Genomic DNA, 17471 nt, shown 5'->3' with positions numbered 1-17471 from the left:
GGTCTATCTGTTCTGGATGTTCACGAAAGTATGCGTCAAGATTTGGTTTATACGCTCTGCCACGATCAAATACGTACTCTTGGGACTGATATTCTTCCCACCCCCGATGTGGACCGGTGAGCGTACTGTTAGTGCTACATCCATCCTGATTGTGATATGTTGTCTATACTAGTAATAGGCGGGCGTGCAGAATAGTTAACACGGCTGTACCGGCAGATTTGGGAAATTGCGAAGAACTCAGAAATCTTCTCGGAGTTGAGGCAGGGATAGTGAAATGTGTCTACAACAACCCTGCCACATCAAGATACAATCGCAGAGGTCTTGAAATCACTGGAGACAGAGACAACAGTACTGTTCAAACATCTAGATCTCCAATTCCTCTATGAGTTCCCCGTGTTCGCCCCCGATCCACGGGGACGACCACGCGAATTCTTCCCACCTGAACTGTTTCGGGGGTTGCTGCACTGCTTCTACAACGATATCTACGAACCAGAAGCAATGGCCCAAGAACTCGCCAACGATGATGTGTGGCGTGTTTGTGAGTTCAAGCGACCGCCGTCACGGCGGACGCTTGGTCGCTTTATCGACGATCTTTCCGGTGTCGTCGAGGAAGTCTTCTCACGAATTCTTCAGCAAGTACTGGTCCGTGTTGAGCTGGGTACCTGCTTCCGGATTGATGGCACCGATGTCCGGGCACCTCGCCCGGACGAGGATGCCTCATGGGACTATGATAGTACCGCCGAAGAGACCTACTACGGCTACGGTTGCTGTCTGGTGACGACTGACAACAACATCCCGATTGCAGCGGAGTTCACGGATGAGAAATCCGTGGACAAGGAGACGGCGAGGCGCATCACACAGGATGCGCTCGCCGTCAAGAAGCCAGTCACGTTTGTCGGTGATGCAGAGTTCGACATGTTGGATTGGCACGACGACCTGATTGAAGCAGGCGTCGTGCCAGTGGTTCCGTACAATCCACGGAACACGAATGATCCACCGGATATCGAGTATCGTATCCAGGAACGAATCAAAGAACACAGCGACACTGTCCGAGTCTGGCAAAAGCAACTTGATGATACCTACGATAACCGGTCACAAGTCGAAACAGCAATCGGTGTGTGCAAGGATCTCGGCCTCGGGACTCCAAAAGTCCGAGGCCGAGAACGGGCAAAAACTCACGTCTTTGTTGCTCTTTGTCTCCGTTTGGCAGTCATCATCGCTAACCACGAACAAGGAGGTGACATCGCTAGTCCAATCGTTGAGATATGAGAAACCTTCTGCACGCCCGCCGTGGGTTATACTGATCAATATATGGTCTATATCCAGCGTGGCGTTTATATTTCGAACATATTTATTGAAGTAAAAGCCACCTGTTTCTAAGTTGGGAGCAATGAGGGCAAAGAAATCTGTGGGGACACTGCAGTATCCATTGCCGAGTACTGTCGTCCGTATCCTGCTCCTTCGCACTCGATCAGATCATATGCTTCGAGTTTTTGGAGTTTGTTTCGACGTGATCGTTTCCCGATCGGCGTCAGGGGGGTGTCCTGATATGCATCTGTAGCGATTGTTTCGTATTGCTGGTGGAGTTGCTCAGCTGTAATTGTTCCATGTGACTGGATAATCGCGTATAGAATCTGGTGATGAAGCGGCAGTGAGCGGAGATTCATGCGTCGGATTCGTTGACGTGCTCGGGCAAATGAATCTGCAATATCTGATTCCTGAATCGTTTGGTGTTCACGTTCTTTTGCGATTGTTGCAGCTGCTCGGAGTGCTTGGATTCCTCGTCGGGCAACGCCAGCTACTTCATCAGCAATCTGTTCAAGTTGTCGACGGGCAACAACACCGGGAGGAAGGCCACGGTTCGCTCGATCTTCAAGAATGTCGGCAAGTTCATCGACAGTGTATCGATCAAGCGAGAGGTGGTTATCGCCACGCAGACGTGTTGCCGTCGTGGGGGTGAGATGAGAAAGCCAGTTGACTGGATTATGAACGATAGAAATTACTGAGATACCGTTGATTTTGAGCAGTGTCGATACAATATCTGATTCGGCGATGTCATCAGCCTCGTCAAGAATCACTATTGTCGGACCATCAACTTGCTCAAGTCGAGTCTTGAGTTCAGTGCTGGGGACATTCTCGGGGATCGATGTTCTGGTTACCTCTTCGAGCATGGCTCGTAAAATTCCGACGGGTGTTTTGCCAAGACAACGGATATGCGCTGTATTGACTGGGGCCTGTGATTGCAGTTCAGTAAGTGCATATCGAGCCAGCGATGTCTTTCCGACACCGCTTGATCCCGAGAGCAGAAGACTTTCAGCTTCTTTTCCTTCGAGCACCGGGTCAAAACAACGGAAACACTCGCGTAGCTCGGCATCACGGTGCGGATATGTGCGGGGAAGGTGATCATCGTCGAAGACACGCGGCGTTGTCAGCATTGTATGTTGTGCTGATGTGAGATGATCTTATAAAATGGGTGCTCATTTCCGGACATAATCCAGTGTCAGGTATGACGTTTGGTCTCAATTTCTGTTGAATTTACTTTGTGCTGAGACACCTTCGGACAAGGGCGCTTAACCGCACGCGCTTGAACTTCGTTTCAATTTCTGTTGAATTTACTTTGTGCTGGGACGCTGTTCCTTGAACCGGGGAACAGTCTTTCCATATCGGTTTCAATTTCTGTTGAATTTACTTTGTGCTGGGACCGTTCGAGATGCGTTTGCGGATGTGTTTCAGCTTCTCGGTTTCAATTTCTGTTGAATTTACTTTGTGCTGGGACTTCATCAAACACGCATACCTGGCACTGCAGTCTGGCGCACGTTTCAATTTCTGTTGAATTTACTTTGTGCTGGGACCCAGCGGTCGTACTGGGATCAGCGTCACCGGCCATGTTTCAATTTCTGTTGAATTTACTTTGTGCTGGGACGATCTGAATGATCGGAGTGTCACGACGCCATATATTGAGTTTCAATTTCTGTTGAATTTACTTTGTGCTGGGACACGCCTCTGTGAGTTTTCACTCACGGACGCACTCACATCAGTTTCAATTTCTGTTGAATTTACTTTGTGCTGGGACCCGCTGATCGCGTCTGGAATCAGGGGCAAGAGATCCACGTCGTTTCAATTTCTGTTGAATTTACTTTGTGCTGGGACCCAAAATGAGCATTTCAGAACAACTTGGGATAAGCGAGTTTCAATTTCTGTTGAATTTACTTTGTGCTGGGACTGTATGGGTAGTGGTAAGTCGGCATCTCTCGATCAAGCTGTTTCAATTTCTGTTGAATTTACTTTGTGCTGGGACTCTCTGCCTATGTCTCTACCCCCGTAAACTTGGATGAAGTTTCAATTTCTGTTGAATTTACTTTGTGCTGGGACGGTATGTGCAAATTGCTGTAGCAACGTTATAAAGCTTTTTCAGGTAGTCTAAGCATCTTAGTTTGTCGTGACCATGGGCTGTCAACTTCATTTATAAACCTCCACTATCTTTAGACAATATTTGCTGGTTCATCACTGTCATCAATCTCTGGGATATCGATATCGTTTGATCGAGGGCCCACAGAATATATTCGGATGTGTGCTGGTTCCTGTGCTTCTCTTACAAAGCATTCAAGCTTGTCTACAAGTTTCGCGCGTTCGGTCGGGGTAAGCTTCACCTCAAAGAGGCTGTATTGCTGATGCGCTCCGTACCGCTTACAGGCTTGACGAATCTGTCTTCGGAGGCGATCTTCGGTTACATCATACGCGATCGCGTATCGGCTGGTCATTGTGTAATCACGAATGAACGGTATTGGTCAATATCGGATGTAATTCGCTTTCGAAGGAGGTGGGCTTGTAGTCGAATTACTTCCCGACGCGTTAAATTTCGATCAGTAGTATTGTGTGTTAACTTTTCGTCCATGTACATGTCATACTGTTCGATATACTGATCAAAACCGTCATCTGTAAGTTTGTGCTCGGCAGTGAAGTCAGCATGCGAGAAGTGATTTTGATTGATTAGTCGGGAAACGAGTGGATCCCCAAAGGCTCGTCTAAACTCCTCCAGAAGGTCAAGTGCCAGAGCTGGACGCCCGTGTCGGTTTGTGTGGAAAATACCTACATATGGATCCAAATTAACCTGCCGAAGCGCAGTTTCTGTCTCACGTTCCAGAAATGTGTATGTGAGCGAGAGAAGGCTATTAACATGATCTTCAGGAGGTCGTCGGGACCGGTTGCTGATCGTCCATCCATCTTTGAGTGTCTCTGAGTACTGCTGATAGAACGCTTTGGCAGCGTTACCTTCAATTCCGCGAAGCTCATTCAGTGTCTGAGTATCTTTAGCCCGTGCGATGGCTTGTGAGAACTCATCGTTATCTGCTAGTAGAGCGTCCTTCCGCTTGAGGTATCGGATGGCATTTTTTATTTTTCCAGTAACAAGTTCTTGAGCAATTGTGAGCTTTTCAGTAGTTGTGAGTGTATGTTGCTGTTGATGTAGTATTGCGACTGACGAGCTACTTGGAATAAACCGTCCTTGAAATTCGCCGTTCGTTGTAAAATAGTTGATAACCGTTCCAGTGCTATTAGCTTTATTTCGCGCAGGAGACGTAACATCAATTCCTCTGCCAAATATATTAATCGTCTCAATTTGCTCGACAGGAAAACTAGCTAATTGTGCAGATTGCCTCGAGTCGTTATCAGCCATATCACGACGGTCGCGAACAACATACTGTCCCTCTCGAGTCCCTAATTGCGTGCCTTGTGTTGTGAGATAGAGTAACACATCATCAAGAGGCGGACGAGGGTCTGGACTTGGTGTTGCATTAGTCATGAGTAATCCCTTCACTGGCTTTGTTAGTCGCTGATTCGAACTTTGAAACGGTTGTTGGCAAGCATCGATGGCGAATAGAACATCCTTGGCATTTGTTTGAATTATCAACGATATCAGGTGGTGAGCCAGGGGCTAAATCTCTGATTGATTCGATTGTGCTTGAAACAGCATTTCGGTGTTTTTCGGTAATACGTACTTCATGCCGCTGGTCAGTTGAATACAGGTAGATGATCCCAGAGTCGATGTTCTCTACATCTGGTGTCGCATGCTCGATTAGCATGCAGTATCCAGCAAGCTGTACTTCATCGTTCCAATAATATTGACCACTTGATGCTCTTTTTCGCTCGACTGGTGTCAGGGTCTGAGAATCCTGCTCGGAATCAGTCTCAAGGAGATCAACTCGCCCGTGAAGGCTAATCACTGGTGCCGCAAAGTATTGCTCTCGAAACTGCTGTTCTCGCCGGGCTTGGCTTCTATGTTTGGCTTGTCCTTTGACTAGATCAGAAGACCGATCATTAGGATTGTAAAATCGATAGTACCAAAGTCGTCTTGGACAGTACAGATACTGATTCAGGGCGCTGACATGGATCAGATCGCTGTTATTATGTGCTATGTTGGTCATCGATTGCCTTCACCCCACCGTACTCAGTGTTACAGGTGATCAGATACTGTGAAGTTTGGATCTTCTCTGGCACCAGAGCAGCAGATAATGGTAACACATCAAAAAACCGTTGGAGCATCCCACTACTAACATCTGCTTCGGAAAGATCTGCGCCAGACGCTTGCTGAAGGTATCCTTCTTGAAGCTGTTTTTCTATTTGCCACTCTGTGCGAGTGAGATCGATACCATCTCCATCCTGAGGGAATCCACAGTATATCCCTCTGAGTGAGCCAGTTTCGTCTGTGTCTTTAAGATGAAGTCGCTGGTCGTGACTTATGGTATCGATTGTATAGTGTTGAAGTGCACGGAGTAGGTCATATTCAGTCTGATCAGAACCATCTCCTAACGGATACGTGACAGGGTGCGAAATGGTCCGGCCTCGAAGCGAATCAAGCCCTTTGACCGCTTCCTGTATAGCGTGCAGTGTTCGCTTACCAGCTCGGTCAAATGGCGGTAGTACTGACTCGTTCATGTGATCGATTGCATCTTCAACAGCATCCAAAAATGACCGCCAGTGCGACTGACGTGGAAGGTCTCCAAAATCGTCCCAGATATCATCATTTGCGTATCGATCACCCTCAAATCGAGATCTGAGTGCTCGTGCTGCTCGCAATCCGATAACCTCGCGAAGCCGTTCTCTGTTAAGCGCTGAATCTGAATGTACGTCAAGCACTCGTCGAAGAAAGTCTGGGTATGATTGTACTGGTGGCCAATTTGGATCGTCCAGTCCATATACGTCAACAGTTGCCGGCGATTGCCGTCCTGCTCGTCCGATGCGCTGGATAAATGCTGTACCAGTGAACGGACGAACCATCACAAGACGCTTAATGTCGAAGTCGAGCCCGACTTCACCCTTACTCGTAGTATTTAGCACTGCAAACTCATCCGGTAAGCTTCGGTCTGCACCAGTGTCATAGCCATTGTCTTTTGCTGTCTGCTCATACAACCATTGATCTGTCTCGTATAGATATTGCTGGAATTCATTACTTCGCGCTGCACTGTTAAAGATAATTGCTGCCACTGGTTCTCCGCCTTCGTATGCATCCTCTACCGTTTCCCGTAGCCGTTGAACGACGGCATTAAGATCATCCATGATATATTGATCCCAGCGATTAACCCGCATTGGGAACCGGAAGCGCTGTGATGGGTCAACTGTTTTTTTGACTTCATCCAAAGCGGTGCTTGCTGGATCGATACCATCTATGTCTATCTTGTTTGGTGTTTTTTCACTGGAATTGTACAGAAGGTCTGATTTAGCAGATGGAGCATCACTACTCGTCTGGAGATCACATGCTTGTACCGTACCAGTCACATGTCGAACAGTCAGATTAAGATCATCCGTGATGTGTTCAATAAACGAATTGTCTGGCGTTGCCGAGGAAAGGAGAATCTGCGGAAACTTGCGCTTGCCAAGATCACCCGGATCGATGTAGCTGCCGCGCTCAGAGAGAACTTTAATTTGCATCAACAGTCCGCTAGCTGATAACTCATCGTAGTAATGAAACTCGTCAAACACAGCTGCATCAAACAGACTGTAAAATTGAAGAATGCGGTCACCTGGTGAAAAGTACATGTCTTGAATGATTGCTTGTAGAATATCTGGGTTTGTAACCATCACATCATGGTTCCCGCGCTGGCCGCGTTGGGCAATTGATAAAAGGTGTTGTGCTCGCTCATCACCTGTGCCTTCGAGTGTTTCCGAAGTCACCCGGATAACCTCAAGCCCCTCTTGTTCAAGTGCGGCCGTTTGGGCGTTGACCAGTGCGTTCGTCGGGTAAACACACAGAGTCTGTTCAGAGGCATCGGCTAATGCTGCAATCACTGCTGTTTTTCCCCCGCCAGTCGGTGCGGTCAGGACCGAAACAGGCTCTCGATCGTCGTCATGGATCCACTCAAGCGCTTTATGTTGAAACTTTCGAGCCGGATTATACTTGAACGCCGGTGTTGACACTGTCGGCATAGCGGCCCCGCCGATGAGATACGTCGATGCTGGAGGATCAGACATTTGTTCTTATGATATAATACTTTTGACTATTTTTTGCTCAGCCCACGGTCTGTCCACATCGATAAAACGATTTGTTCGAACATCGTTACCCCGCTGGTATTCATCAGATCGCTCCATCAAACCGTATATTAAGTCATTATCAATGTCATACACCGACTGAAGCAGGTATTGATTCAGTGTTACCGTATCTGCTGGCTCATTACGACGTTCGGCTCTAAACTCACCCGTTCGTTTAATCCCAGTTCGGAAGCCCAACCGCTCGGGTGGTGCATTATCTGGAGATGCCCAAACAGTAAATTCAAATGAGGTTCCCGGAGGTAATCCGATGTATTTCCGAACTTTATGCCACCCTGAGTTACTTCCTTCAATTCTTCGTGGAACTGGTTTTTTTGTTCCTCTAATGAACTCACCAACACTGCCATCCTGTGAGACAACCGTTCGTTCAGTAGCGTACGAGACCGTTCGAAATGTTCGCTCCTCTGCCTGTACTTCTTCAGTTGGAACCATTTCGCTGACGAGGAAGGGAAGAGACTGTAATCGCTCGTAGGCAGGCGATGTTGCATCATCCCCGACGAGAGCATATCGTTTCTCGAGATCGTAGTAGTCATACCCAATGGCATGCATCAGTGCTGTCGCCGCAATGGTGGGATCTGTTTCTATCACACTCCCCTCTTTACTGGCGTAAAACAGGGGTGCATAGAGAGTAGCGTCGTACGTATACGCGTTAATCGCTGCTGACATGGATTCTGAAATCCGTCTTATGCCTCTGGAATGTTCTCTTTTGCTGCGCTAGTCTCCTCGGCAAGTGACTCAGCTAAAATCTCGGTAGAGTCTGCGCGATTTCGGCCAGCGATTGCCTTTAATTGCTTAAACCAGTCTGGGAACGGATCAGTGTCACGGACCACGCCGTCGCCGTAGATTTCCCAGTCGGCCCTCTCATTTGCACGTAAATAGTTTCCGAGGTGTCGACCGATATCTTCGCTTTCTGGATCCGGATCAAACTGATCGATGAACTCGCCAACTGAAAGTAGTGCTGGATGATCTGAGAGTATAACTGCTCGAATGTGATTCTCGACGGTCTTACCACTTCGAGTCTCTCGAGCGCCGTATCCGTGCGTATTGAGTACATTGTGAAGCACGTAGGCTAACATCGCAGGTGTGCCTGCCTCAATCGTTAAAAAGTGCATAAACGAGTTCCCCGGCTGAACTCGAACCTGACTGAATAAGCCCTGTGAATGCTCTCCGTCCTCATCGGTCATCGTGCCAGACTCGTATGCTTTGTTCCGGACTTCCTCATTCATAATATCATACTCACCGATTGTATACGTATAGCCCGTAAACAGACGCGATTTCATCCCATAGTCTTGGTCACCAGTTCCGGTGATCCCGTATGTGAGAGCATCCATGTTGATTGCATGATCCAGAGCTGGTGGCTCGTTATATGTATACTCTTCATGTATCAAGTCGTCATCCTCGTCAATGCGCCGAAGAAGATCAAGTCCTGTCAATCGTTCTTTGGTGGTAAACTTTTCAGGATTTGACTGTGCACGAGTCTTGCCTGCGATAACCTGCGTCTCTGCACGGTCCTGTTCGGTATTACGAATCAGCAGTGGATCAACAACTTTTCGTTCAACAGCTAACGTCACCGATGGGCGTCGCCGCATGTAGAAGTCGTACTGGTCGATGAAGCCTTTCTCCGGAATTTCAAGATCTGAGACTGTGTTTATAGTCATGGATATGTTATTGAGTGTTGGAATTTATGCTGGTTCTTTATTCGATTCATCTTTTCCTTCGTCATCTGCGTGGTATTCGGATAACAGCCGATCATATGCAAACAAGTATGTATTTGCTAATGTGTTCCGACGTTGACTCAGCGATGCCTTGTCGAAGGAGTCATTAACCTTTAGATACTCGAATAATGCTTCAGTAAATGCGGTTGCCTGCTCTGTCTTCGCAAATCCAGCGTCTTCCTGTGCTGTTTTGTATATCTGTCCAGCAACATGTTCCTGTAATTCATCAACTTCCATCCCACGGTTTAGGCCGTCGAGTGTTGCGTCAACTGCTAGTCTGAAAATCTTGGTTTTCTTGTGTCTGCTATCGTACTCGTGCCCGTACAGGTCAATCCCTTCCTGGGCGACATTTCGCATTTGCATATATTGATCGTGATGTGGATTTTCAAGGAAATGTTTGTGTGCCTGTTCTCTGACCGACATTGGGGCTGCGCTTTCTCTGGCGACCAGATCAGCAATCGGGACAAAACTGTCCTCTGGAATGCTGATTAGCTCTCTGCCCCCACTGTAATCACTGCTTTCAGCAACAGTTCGAAGGATATCAAAAAGCCGACAGACCCGCTGCAATTCCTGATACGACTCAACACGGTCTGCTCCAAAGGCTGTCTGTCTTCGAGTTGAATTAAAATCAACGAATAGTGCATCCTGTGGTTTAAACCGAGTAAATGGCTTTCCAAGCACCACTTTGAATCCCGCTGAAACAACCTCTTCGAGCAGTTCGCGGACTGATCGAAGGCGAGTATTTTCACTATCGATGTACAACGGCTGTAAATGATACTGAGCCTCAAACGAAGAGGCTACCAGGTCAGGATTCGTGAGCCTGTCTGTCCCTTCTTCACTATCATCTGGTGATAGTAAAGACCGAACAAGCCGGTTCGGGGTTCCACCAGTTCCGACAGACAAGTTTCCGATAAATTCATCGTAATATACGAATGCAATCTCGATATCCGGTCCAACAGAGTAGTCATGATCCTCGACAGCATCTCGTAGTAATGCATGTTCAAGATTGCACACGGGGCAGATCCGCTTATATGCTTCCTCTGGAGCCACTCGCTTTGAAAAACTGTTCGTTTTGTAGAATGCATTGTTACCCTTCTTAAACTCTCGTGACGCAGCTCTGCCACAGAGGAAGCACATCTCACCCCCGCTTGGGGTCGATATGTCTGTCTCAAGTTCTCCAAAGAACCGGCTAACGATTACTGAACCGGCTTCGGAATCAGGCGTGAGATCTTCTTTAAGTCCTTCACGGTGATCTTCTGCAAAATCTGTTAGTTCATCACGGACTGTATCAGCATCAGCCGCGTCTTGAACACTTCCTTCCCAGTGTCGGAGCAACTCTGCAATAAATCCGATCTTTCGGCTGAATGCATTATACTCGTCGCCTTCAATGATCTGCTGCCAGAGATTCTCCATGGCAGGATAGTCAGCAAATGCGTCCTCGTAATTTTGATCACGGAATACTAGTTTAGCAAGTTCTGGCAACGTGGACTTAAAGTTATCAGGAATATTTTCAAATTCGTGATCTGTTCCGCTGCCCTGTCTAAGCGTCTCAGCATATCCTTCTGCTATAGTTTCTCGCTTGTCATCGAACGGAATGTCGATTTCTGACAAAATATCGTACTCAAATGCATTCCAGTTTGTTTTGGCACTGAAATCATGCATATCTGTGATCCGCTTCATCACGTGGTCTTCAACAACATGTTTCAGCGCATCGCGATCAATTGGAGATCCAAGATACAGAACGCCACTTGGACTGCTTCCTAAAACGACACCCTGGGTAGGAATATCCTGCTGCCCGGCAGACACTCCTTTTTCGATGACCTGTTTGACCGTGGCTATCAGGTGATCGTTCAGGATCGGCTGCTCGATCTCAGTGAACTCTAACAGATGGACGTGACCTTTCTCATCGCTGAAAAACTTACTTAGCCAGTCTGCTCCGGACCCGATTCCATCAACTCCCACTTTTGAGACAAGTCCATCACCTATCCGACAATACCTCTCCAGTGAGCGAGCCCGTGGGGTTGATTCCATCCGGGTCCCTCTCCGTTGATCATTTGTCTCTGTTCGCTGGATCAACCATTTAAGATCCATCCGATCCCGCTTTTGCTCAGACTGTTTCTCACCAGGAAGGATCTGCTGTACACCTAGCACATCGCCTTGGTCGAAGTAATAGTCAATAACATCCTCTGTATTCTGGTCTGTGTCAAACGGGGGATCATATAACGCCTGAACAATCTTATTCGCATCGTGTAGCGCAAGAGCTCCAATGAGTAGCCTGAGCTTTTCAATATCAATTGACTCACCGTCTCGCACAATCCGATCATAGATGTACGTCGTCGAACCAGCAATCATTGCATTGATGATGTGCGTCGAGAGCGCAACAGGCGGATTATATTTTCCTGGATGTGAGCCTGTATGCTTGATCAACCGTCCGGCAATTCCTGATCCAGTGTCATCGTCAACCCCAACAATTAGCCGATGAGCCCGTTCAGTGGTATTAGCAGCCTTCTGAAGTGCATCTGCATTATGACTCTCGACAGACAGCGTTGATTGTTGCTCACTCATGATCCATCGACCCCTATAATATCAGTTTGCACTGTTCCAGCACCACGAGCATTGTGTCGGCCGACCCCAGCATATTCAGCAAATAAGCCAAGCAAAACAACTGCGTGTTTTGTCGCGGTGGAGGCCTGTTTGAATCGATACGACCACGATCCAACAAACCCCTGACACTGTTTGGCATTACTGGGTTCCCCACCGTCTGTAGCGGCGGTTTGGCCTTCAGACTCCGCTGAATTACGTTTCCATCGATGAACAACGACACTGTGAATATCGTATGCACCAGTGTCAACGTCTGTGTACAATTCCCGTCCAACTGCTTCAGCTGTCGGTGTTATTTCAAGATCTTCTGATGTCACCATAGCATTCCAGCGATCTGCAAGATGGGGGAACAATTCTGTCCGGTCGGGATATACATCCCAGACATTACCGTATCGCTGGTAACAGGTTGGTGAGATAAACTGAAATCGAACCCCGGCTGCTCCTCCGTCAACGAGTTCACTCGCATGGTTAAGAAGCTCATTTGGCGTTGTAGAGTCTGACTGTACGCTTTCTACAGACAATTCACCGTGAGCAAGCGGAAGACAACGATCTTCAATCACAAAAGCTCGGACGAGCGCCTCGAACAACTCATCGTCACTCGGATGGGTGATCCCCAAGTGCAGCCGGTATGGTTTATCCAATAACAACTGGTGATAATCATGTTCCACACCATGTGGATCAAAGTGTCCTTGCAGGCCACTGTTTACAAGCGATGAAAAAGGATCATCATGAATGGTTTGTGCTAACTCCTCGTCAACCGCATCTAACACCGATAATAGTCCAGAATAAACCTGTGGCCCAGTTGAGAATGGAACGGGAAACGTTCCATTCTTCGGACGAAGTGTCAGGGTCAGTCTGTGCATATCAACATGACCTCATGTGTACATACTTTCTTCTTGTCAAATAAAAATTATGGATATCTAATACTATTGCAATTAGGGACAAATAAGCAATAAACTCTACTATGAAATCGGTATATTTTCCATTGAGTTGCACTGCGATGCAAACTAACCGTGTATATCCGTCTGATTTGCAGGGATATTACATTTTTAGATTGTTCTGGCTGTCACTACATGGCTAAAATATTTATTATAGAAGAATTATCTTTTTGTAGAACATGACACGGTTCGTAGCACCACTGGGATTCAGTAGCCATCGAGTAACTCAGCCAGTTATCGCACATGGCTTCTCGCAGGGAGACCAGTTGGTACTGCTTCAACCAGAACAACCCGATTCAACAGCACAACATCGCGCAGAAAGTGCAGTTAGTGATGTTAAATCAACTCTTCGCGGAGTGGCATCAAATATTGAAGTGACACATCGTACTCTTATGACTGACGGGTTTTCACATACTGTCGAACAATGTAGCGAGATCCTTACCACTGGAGAACCACCAGTTGCCTGTATTGGGGGTGGGGCGACGGACATCCATGTCCCGTTTATTATTGCAGTGTCAGCACATGCTGACAAATTAAATGATGTATTACTCTTTCGAGATACACAAAACGCAGCAGAACCGGTTGACCTTCCACAACTGACAGCCGCCGTCCCACCTCGTGCACAGGACACATTCCAAATTCTTGGCACTCAAAAAGCACCACTATCCATATCAGATATCGCTACGGAAGCTTCGATTTCTGAGAGTACTGCCAGTCGACACGTACAGATGCTAGAAGAAAGCGGATTAGTCAGATCTGAACAGGCAAGTAAACGAAAGGTGGTGGCACCAACGCCAACCGGAAAGCTTCTGATTCGGAACTCTTGAGCTGCACCATGAAACGGACTATATTCAGAGCAGCTGGCTGAAGCCAGCAAATATTGTCTAAAGATAGTGGAGGTTTATAAATGAAGTTGACAGCCCCCGGTCACGACAAACTGAGATGCTTAGACTACCTGAAAAAACTTTATAACGTTGCTACAGCAATTTGCACATACCGTCTCAGTACAAAGTAAATTCAACAGAAATTGAAACCCGCATCCGGACGGATTGGTGCTATACCACTGGCTCGTCTCAGTACAAAGTAAATTCAACAGAAATTGAAACTGCCACGTTCAATTGACTTACCTGGTGTTCTGTTGACGGGTCTCAGTACAAAGTAAATTCAACAGAAATTGAAACGACGGCGTTGCCGGGACGCTTGATGTGACAATGACAGAGTTGTCTCAGTACAAAGTAAATTCAACAGAAATTGAAACCTGTTCGTCCCATTCGGCATCCAGTACGAGCGCGACAGTCTCAGTACAAAGTAAATTCAACAGAAATTGAAACGATGCTGACGAAACGCGCAGCTCAGTGGTCGGTTACGCCGTCTCAGTACAAAGTAAATTCAACAGAAATTGAAACTGCCCGACTGCATCCGTCTGTGGTTGTGTTTGAGCGTCTCAGTACAAAGTAAATTCAACAGAAATTGAAACCTGTTGGAGGGCATTTCTCCATACCATATTATAGCGGGCGTGTCTCAGTACAAAGTAAATTCAACAGAAATTGAAACAACACCGGGGCGGCGGCCGCGGCGCCGCTGGTGTTGGGGGGGTCTCAGTACAAAGTAAATTCAACAGAAATTGAAACGTGAGCGGTGTTTCTCGGGCTCAGAATCGCTTTGTGGTCTCAGTACAAAGTAAATTCAACAGAAATTGAAACTATTCGGGTTCGCGGGACGATACGGTGATCGCGGTGGTCTCAGTACAAAGTAAATTCAACAGAAATTGAAACGTCACGCTGGCGACGCTTCCCGATTGGAACGAAGCGTCTCAGTACAAAGTAAATTCAACAGAAATTGAAACGTCACGCTGGCGACGCTTCCCGATTGGAACGAAGCGTCTCAGTACAAAGTAAATTCAACAGAAATTGAAACATGATCCGTGATATAGTCCTTGACTCTGCCAAGTGACCGTCTCAGTACAAAGTAAATTCAACAGAAATTGAAACGACACAAACGATCCTGTTGAGGACGGGATGCTCGAAGTCTCAGTACAAAGTAAATTCAACAGAAATTGAAACAATATCCAGCCGGGGAGTTCGTGACTGGTCCCCGCTGTCTCAGTACAAAGTAAATTCAACAGAAATTGAAACACGATGTCGTCCAAGAGTGTGTGGTCTAAGTCCATGGTTAGTTGTCTCAGTACAAAGTAAATTCAACAGAAATTGAAACACATCAGTCTCATCCAGCAATCCGTCGGGTAGTGCTAGGTCTCAGTACAAAGTAAATTCAACAGAAATTGAAACCGCGCTGGTTGTGTTGCCGTCGTCGACCTCAGTCCAATAGTCTCAGTACAAAGTAAATTCAACAGAAATTGAAACCGCGCTGGTTGTGTTGCCGTCGTCGACCTCAGTCCAATAGTCTCAGTACAAAGTAAATTCAACAGAAATTGAAACCTCGGCCACCCACCGATTGAGCGGCTGGCCGTCGTCGGGTCTCAGTACAAAGTAAATTCAACAGAAATTGAAACAGCGGGGTCTGACGGCAGTGTATCTCGTAACTCAATTTGTCTCAGTACAAAGTAAATTCAACAGAAATTGAAACGGGAGGACGACTTTGGCGAGAGTCAGTGGTCGCTTGAGGGTCTCAGTACAAAGTAAATTCAACAGAAATTGAAACGGTGTTAACAAGAGCGAGGCACTCCGCCGTATTGTCCGTCGAAATCCAGACCTTATCGCCAGCCTTCGACAGACTGGCCGGAAGCTCGCTCAGGATAAAAATGTTGCAGACGAGATTAGGTCTGTTGTCGATTATGGAAAAATCAGTGAACTGAATACTGCATGTGCTAATCACCAGTTCGATCACGTAGAAGGCGAGATTAATGCCAACTTCGACATCTTTGAGTTCGACTCAATCGACACGTACCAACAGTGTCTCAAGGTCGTTGCTCAGGCAGAAGATGTCAGTCGTGATCTCAAGCGTGCTTACGGCACGCTGTAACGTCGGATACTATTCTTCGTAGAGATTGTCGGGTTTTTCGACGGAACTCTTCGCCCACCCTTCGTCTGTCAACACATATAGCGTAACTGAGTTTGTATCCAGTGTCTTCTCAGCTAATCCTTCTTGAGATAATGAAGTCAGGTTGTTCCACGCATACTGTCGTGGAATATCATCGTGTTCGATCCCTTCATAGTCCTGTAACGGAGCCATATCAGCCAACTTCTCGGCCATTGTCTCAAGCGTCTCTCTATCACCGTCGTTTAGGTCTTGACCACTACCAGACTCCTCTTCATCTACCGCAGCAGCGTCAGAGAAGACTGTGCTGATACTCTCTGACCAGTGGTCGGCCAACTGAATGTCGTGTGGGTACTCTCCGACAAACCGCTCTGAGTGGATGAACGCTGTCTTCTGAGCAGCCTCGGATTTCTCTCTCCATGTGTACTGTTCTGTCTCGATTGTGTCTACATACTGATCGAACACGTCATCAGCCCGCTTGATGATCTTCCGAACCTGCTTGCGCTCGAACTCGGACTGGAGAAGGGCTGGCTCTCGAACAATAACGCCGTCAACCGCAGTAACAGCGTTCCGATCCAGCCGTTGTGATTGCTGTGTCTCGGTGATAACCGTGGTGTTACGGTGTCGGGAGACAGTGAGCAATTGGTCAATCTCTAAGTTCTCCACGTCCATCGACCGTCGAGCGTGCATGATCTGGTGAGCCTCGTGTAGCAACACTACAGAGTCTTCCGGCCAGTCATCCATCGAAATTGCCGAGGGTAGCGGATCAATCCAGTCAGGAAGGCGGTCAGCCTCTTCTGCTGGAAAGCCCATGATGTACGCATCTATGTCGTCGTTCCCGTGGGCGAACACCTCAAGCAGCCGATGTCCAAGTGCGGTCTTTCCTGAACCTCTGGAACCGAGGATCAGCAGCACACTTGGATGCTCGAAGATGTCCGTCCATTCCGGCGGTTCGATCTCAGTCATCTCGATCACGGGTGACAATACCCTCAATAGCTACTCGAACCTCGTCACCTTCCTCGATGCCATAGTGAACTGTTCGGTGATACGGGATAACGAACTGTTGTGTGGAGATTGGTCTATCCCGCATCTCGATTATAGTGCCATCTTTCAACACAACTGAGCAGTCAACCAACGTATCCATCAACTCAAGATCCCTGACGAAAGGCATTGGAAGGACAACGTACTTTGACTTTCCGTTGTCTCTGACATCGAGTGGCTTGGTTATCATCTCAGGCTGTTCAACATGCCGATCTTCCGGTAGTCGGTACTCGTGTTCTGTACTCATAATATCTGTTACCCTCTCAGGTAGCGAAAGGATGTTGGTTCCTACGAATCAGGGTGTGAATCCTGAACCTTTCCTCGGAACACGCCCTCGTCGTCTGTACGCCGGAATGTCTCAGTACAAAGTAAATTCAACAGAAATTGAAACTGCTTGAAGACTTGCCTGAAATGCTCGGGAGGCTCTTGTCTCAGTACAAAGTAAATTCAACAGAAATTGAAACAGGTTTTCTTAGCGGTACGGACACACCAATAGTGTCTCAGTACAAAGTAAATTCAACAGAAATTGAAACTCGGGACAGAGAGATAACGGCGGAACACCTGGCAGACGGTCTCAGTACAAAGTAAATTCAACAGAAATTGAAACTCGCTAATGCCCAGTTGCTGCGATATGCTT

At 47.3% G+C, this 17471-nt stretch carries 13 protein-coding genes and 3 CRISPR repeat arrays (1 of these 16 cut by a window edge); of the genes, 2 read left to right on the top strand and 11 right to left on the bottom strand.

The window, feature by feature from the left end:
• The first annotated feature begins 276 nt into the window (after positions 1–276).
• The gene (locus tag K0C01_RS05200) at positions 277–1269 is read left to right on the top strand and encodes a transposase (RefSeq protein WP_221170966.1); all 993 of its coding nucleotides are present in this window, start codon (positions 277–279) and stop codon (positions 1267–1269) included.
• Between the two features lie 107 nt (positions 1270–1376).
• Here K0C01_RS05200 and K0C01_RS05195 read toward each other — a convergent pair whose 3' ends face one another.
• From K0C01_RS05195 to cas6, 9 genes are all read right to left on the bottom strand, one after another.
• Positions 1377–2435 (bottom strand): Cdc6/Cdc18 family protein, encoded by a 1059-nt coding sequence (locus K0C01_RS05195; protein WP_221170965.1) that lies wholly within the window; start codon positions 2433–2435, stop codon positions 1377–1379.
• A gap of 81 nt (positions 2436–2516) precedes the next feature.
• Positions 2517–3372: a CRISPR direct-repeat array (repeat unit 36 nt; unit sequence GTTTCAATTTCTGTTGAATTTACTTTGTGCTGGGAC).
• A 110-nt stretch (positions 3373–3482) separates the two neighbouring features.
• Positions 3483–3761 carry a CRISPR-associated endonuclease Cas2 gene (gene cas2 / locus K0C01_RS05190; RefSeq protein ID WP_221170964.1) on the bottom strand — a complete coding sequence of 93 codons (279 nt, stop codon included), beginning with the start codon at positions 3759–3761 and terminating at the stop codon, positions 3483–3485.
• Positions 3758–4801, bottom strand: a complete 1044-nt coding sequence (gene cas1, locus K0C01_RS05185) for a CRISPR-associated endonuclease Cas1 (RefSeq protein ID WP_221170963.1) — start codon at positions 4799–4801, stop codon at positions 3758–3760. The genes cas2 and cas1 overlap by 4 nt, the downstream gene beginning before the upstream one ends.
• The gene (cas4, locus tag K0C01_RS05180; RefSeq protein WP_221170962.1) at positions 4794–5423 is read right to left on the bottom strand and encodes a CRISPR-associated protein Cas4; all 630 of its coding nucleotides are present in this window, start codon (positions 5421–5423) and stop codon (positions 4794–4796) included. Before cas4 ends, cas1 begins: the two co-directional genes overlap by 8 nt.
• Entirely contained in the window at positions 5404–7467 is a 2064-nt protein-coding gene (cas3, locus tag K0C01_RS05175) for a type I-D CRISPR-associated helicase Cas3' (protein ID WP_221170961.1), read from the bottom strand. The genes cas4 and cas3 overlap by 20 nt, the downstream gene beginning before the upstream one ends.
• A gap of 6 nt (positions 7468–7473) precedes the next feature.
• The gene (locus tag K0C01_RS05170; RefSeq protein WP_221170960.1) at positions 7474–8208 is read right to left on the bottom strand and encodes a hypothetical protein; all 735 of its coding nucleotides are present in this window, start codon (positions 8206–8208) and stop codon (positions 7474–7476) included.
• Between the two features lie 17 nt (positions 8209–8225).
• On the bottom strand, positions 8226–9200 hold the full coding sequence (cas7d, locus tag K0C01_RS05165; RefSeq protein WP_221170959.1) for a type I-D CRISPR-associated protein Cas7/Csc2: 975 nt from the start codon (positions 9198–9200) through the stop codon (positions 8226–8228).
• 24 nt (positions 9201–9224) lie between these two features.
• Positions 9225–11822, bottom strand: coding sequence for a type I phosphoribosyltransferase (locus tag K0C01_RS05160; RefSeq protein ID WP_221170958.1), 2598 nt, complete (start codon positions 11820–11822; stop codon positions 9225–9227).
• Complete coding sequence (cas6, locus tag K0C01_RS05155; RefSeq protein ID WP_221170957.1) at positions 11819–12721, bottom strand: CRISPR system precrRNA processing endoribonuclease RAMP protein Cas6; 903 nt, start codon at positions 12719–12721, stop codon at positions 11819–11821. The genes K0C01_RS05160 and cas6 overlap by 4 nt, the downstream gene beginning before the upstream one ends.
• A 254-nt stretch (positions 12722–12975) precedes the next feature.
• Here cas6 and K0C01_RS05150 point away from each other — a divergent pair, with 254 nt between their 5' ends.
• The gene (locus K0C01_RS05150; protein WP_221170956.1) at positions 12976–13623 is read left to right on the top strand and encodes a helix-turn-helix domain-containing protein; all 648 of its coding nucleotides are present in this window, start codon (positions 12976–12978) and stop codon (positions 13621–13623) included.
• Positions 13624–13794: 171 nt separating this feature from the next.
• A CRISPR array of direct repeats spans positions 13795–15457; the repeat unit is 36 nt; unit sequence GTCTCAGTACAAAGTAAATTCAACAGAAATTGAAAC.
• A gap of 330 nt (positions 15458–15787) precedes the next feature.
• Here the strand turns inward: K0C01_RS05150 and K0C01_RS05145 are convergent.
• The gene (locus K0C01_RS05145; RefSeq protein WP_221170955.1) at positions 15788–16759 is read right to left on the bottom strand and encodes a hypothetical protein; all 972 of its coding nucleotides are present in this window, start codon (positions 16757–16759) and stop codon (positions 15788–15790) included.
• On the bottom strand, positions 16752–17081 hold the full coding sequence (locus K0C01_RS05140; protein ID WP_221170954.1) for a hypothetical protein: 330 nt from the start codon (positions 17079–17081) through the stop codon (positions 16752–16754). Before K0C01_RS05140 ends, K0C01_RS05145 begins: the two co-directional genes overlap by 8 nt.
• Before the next feature lie 108 nt (positions 17082–17189).
• Positions 17190–17471: direct repeats of the CRISPR family, unit length 36 nt; unit sequence GTCTCAGTACAAAGTAAATTCAACAGAAATTGAAAC; it runs 336 nt beyond the window's last position.

The organism is Salinarchaeum sp. IM2453, from assembly GCF_019693215.1.
Classification (GTDB): domain Archaea; phylum Halobacteriota; class Halobacteria; order Halobacteriales; family Salinarchaeaceae; genus IM2453.
Note: the sequence above shows the minus strand (reverse complement) of the source record. Positions and strands in the feature narration are given on the sequence as shown.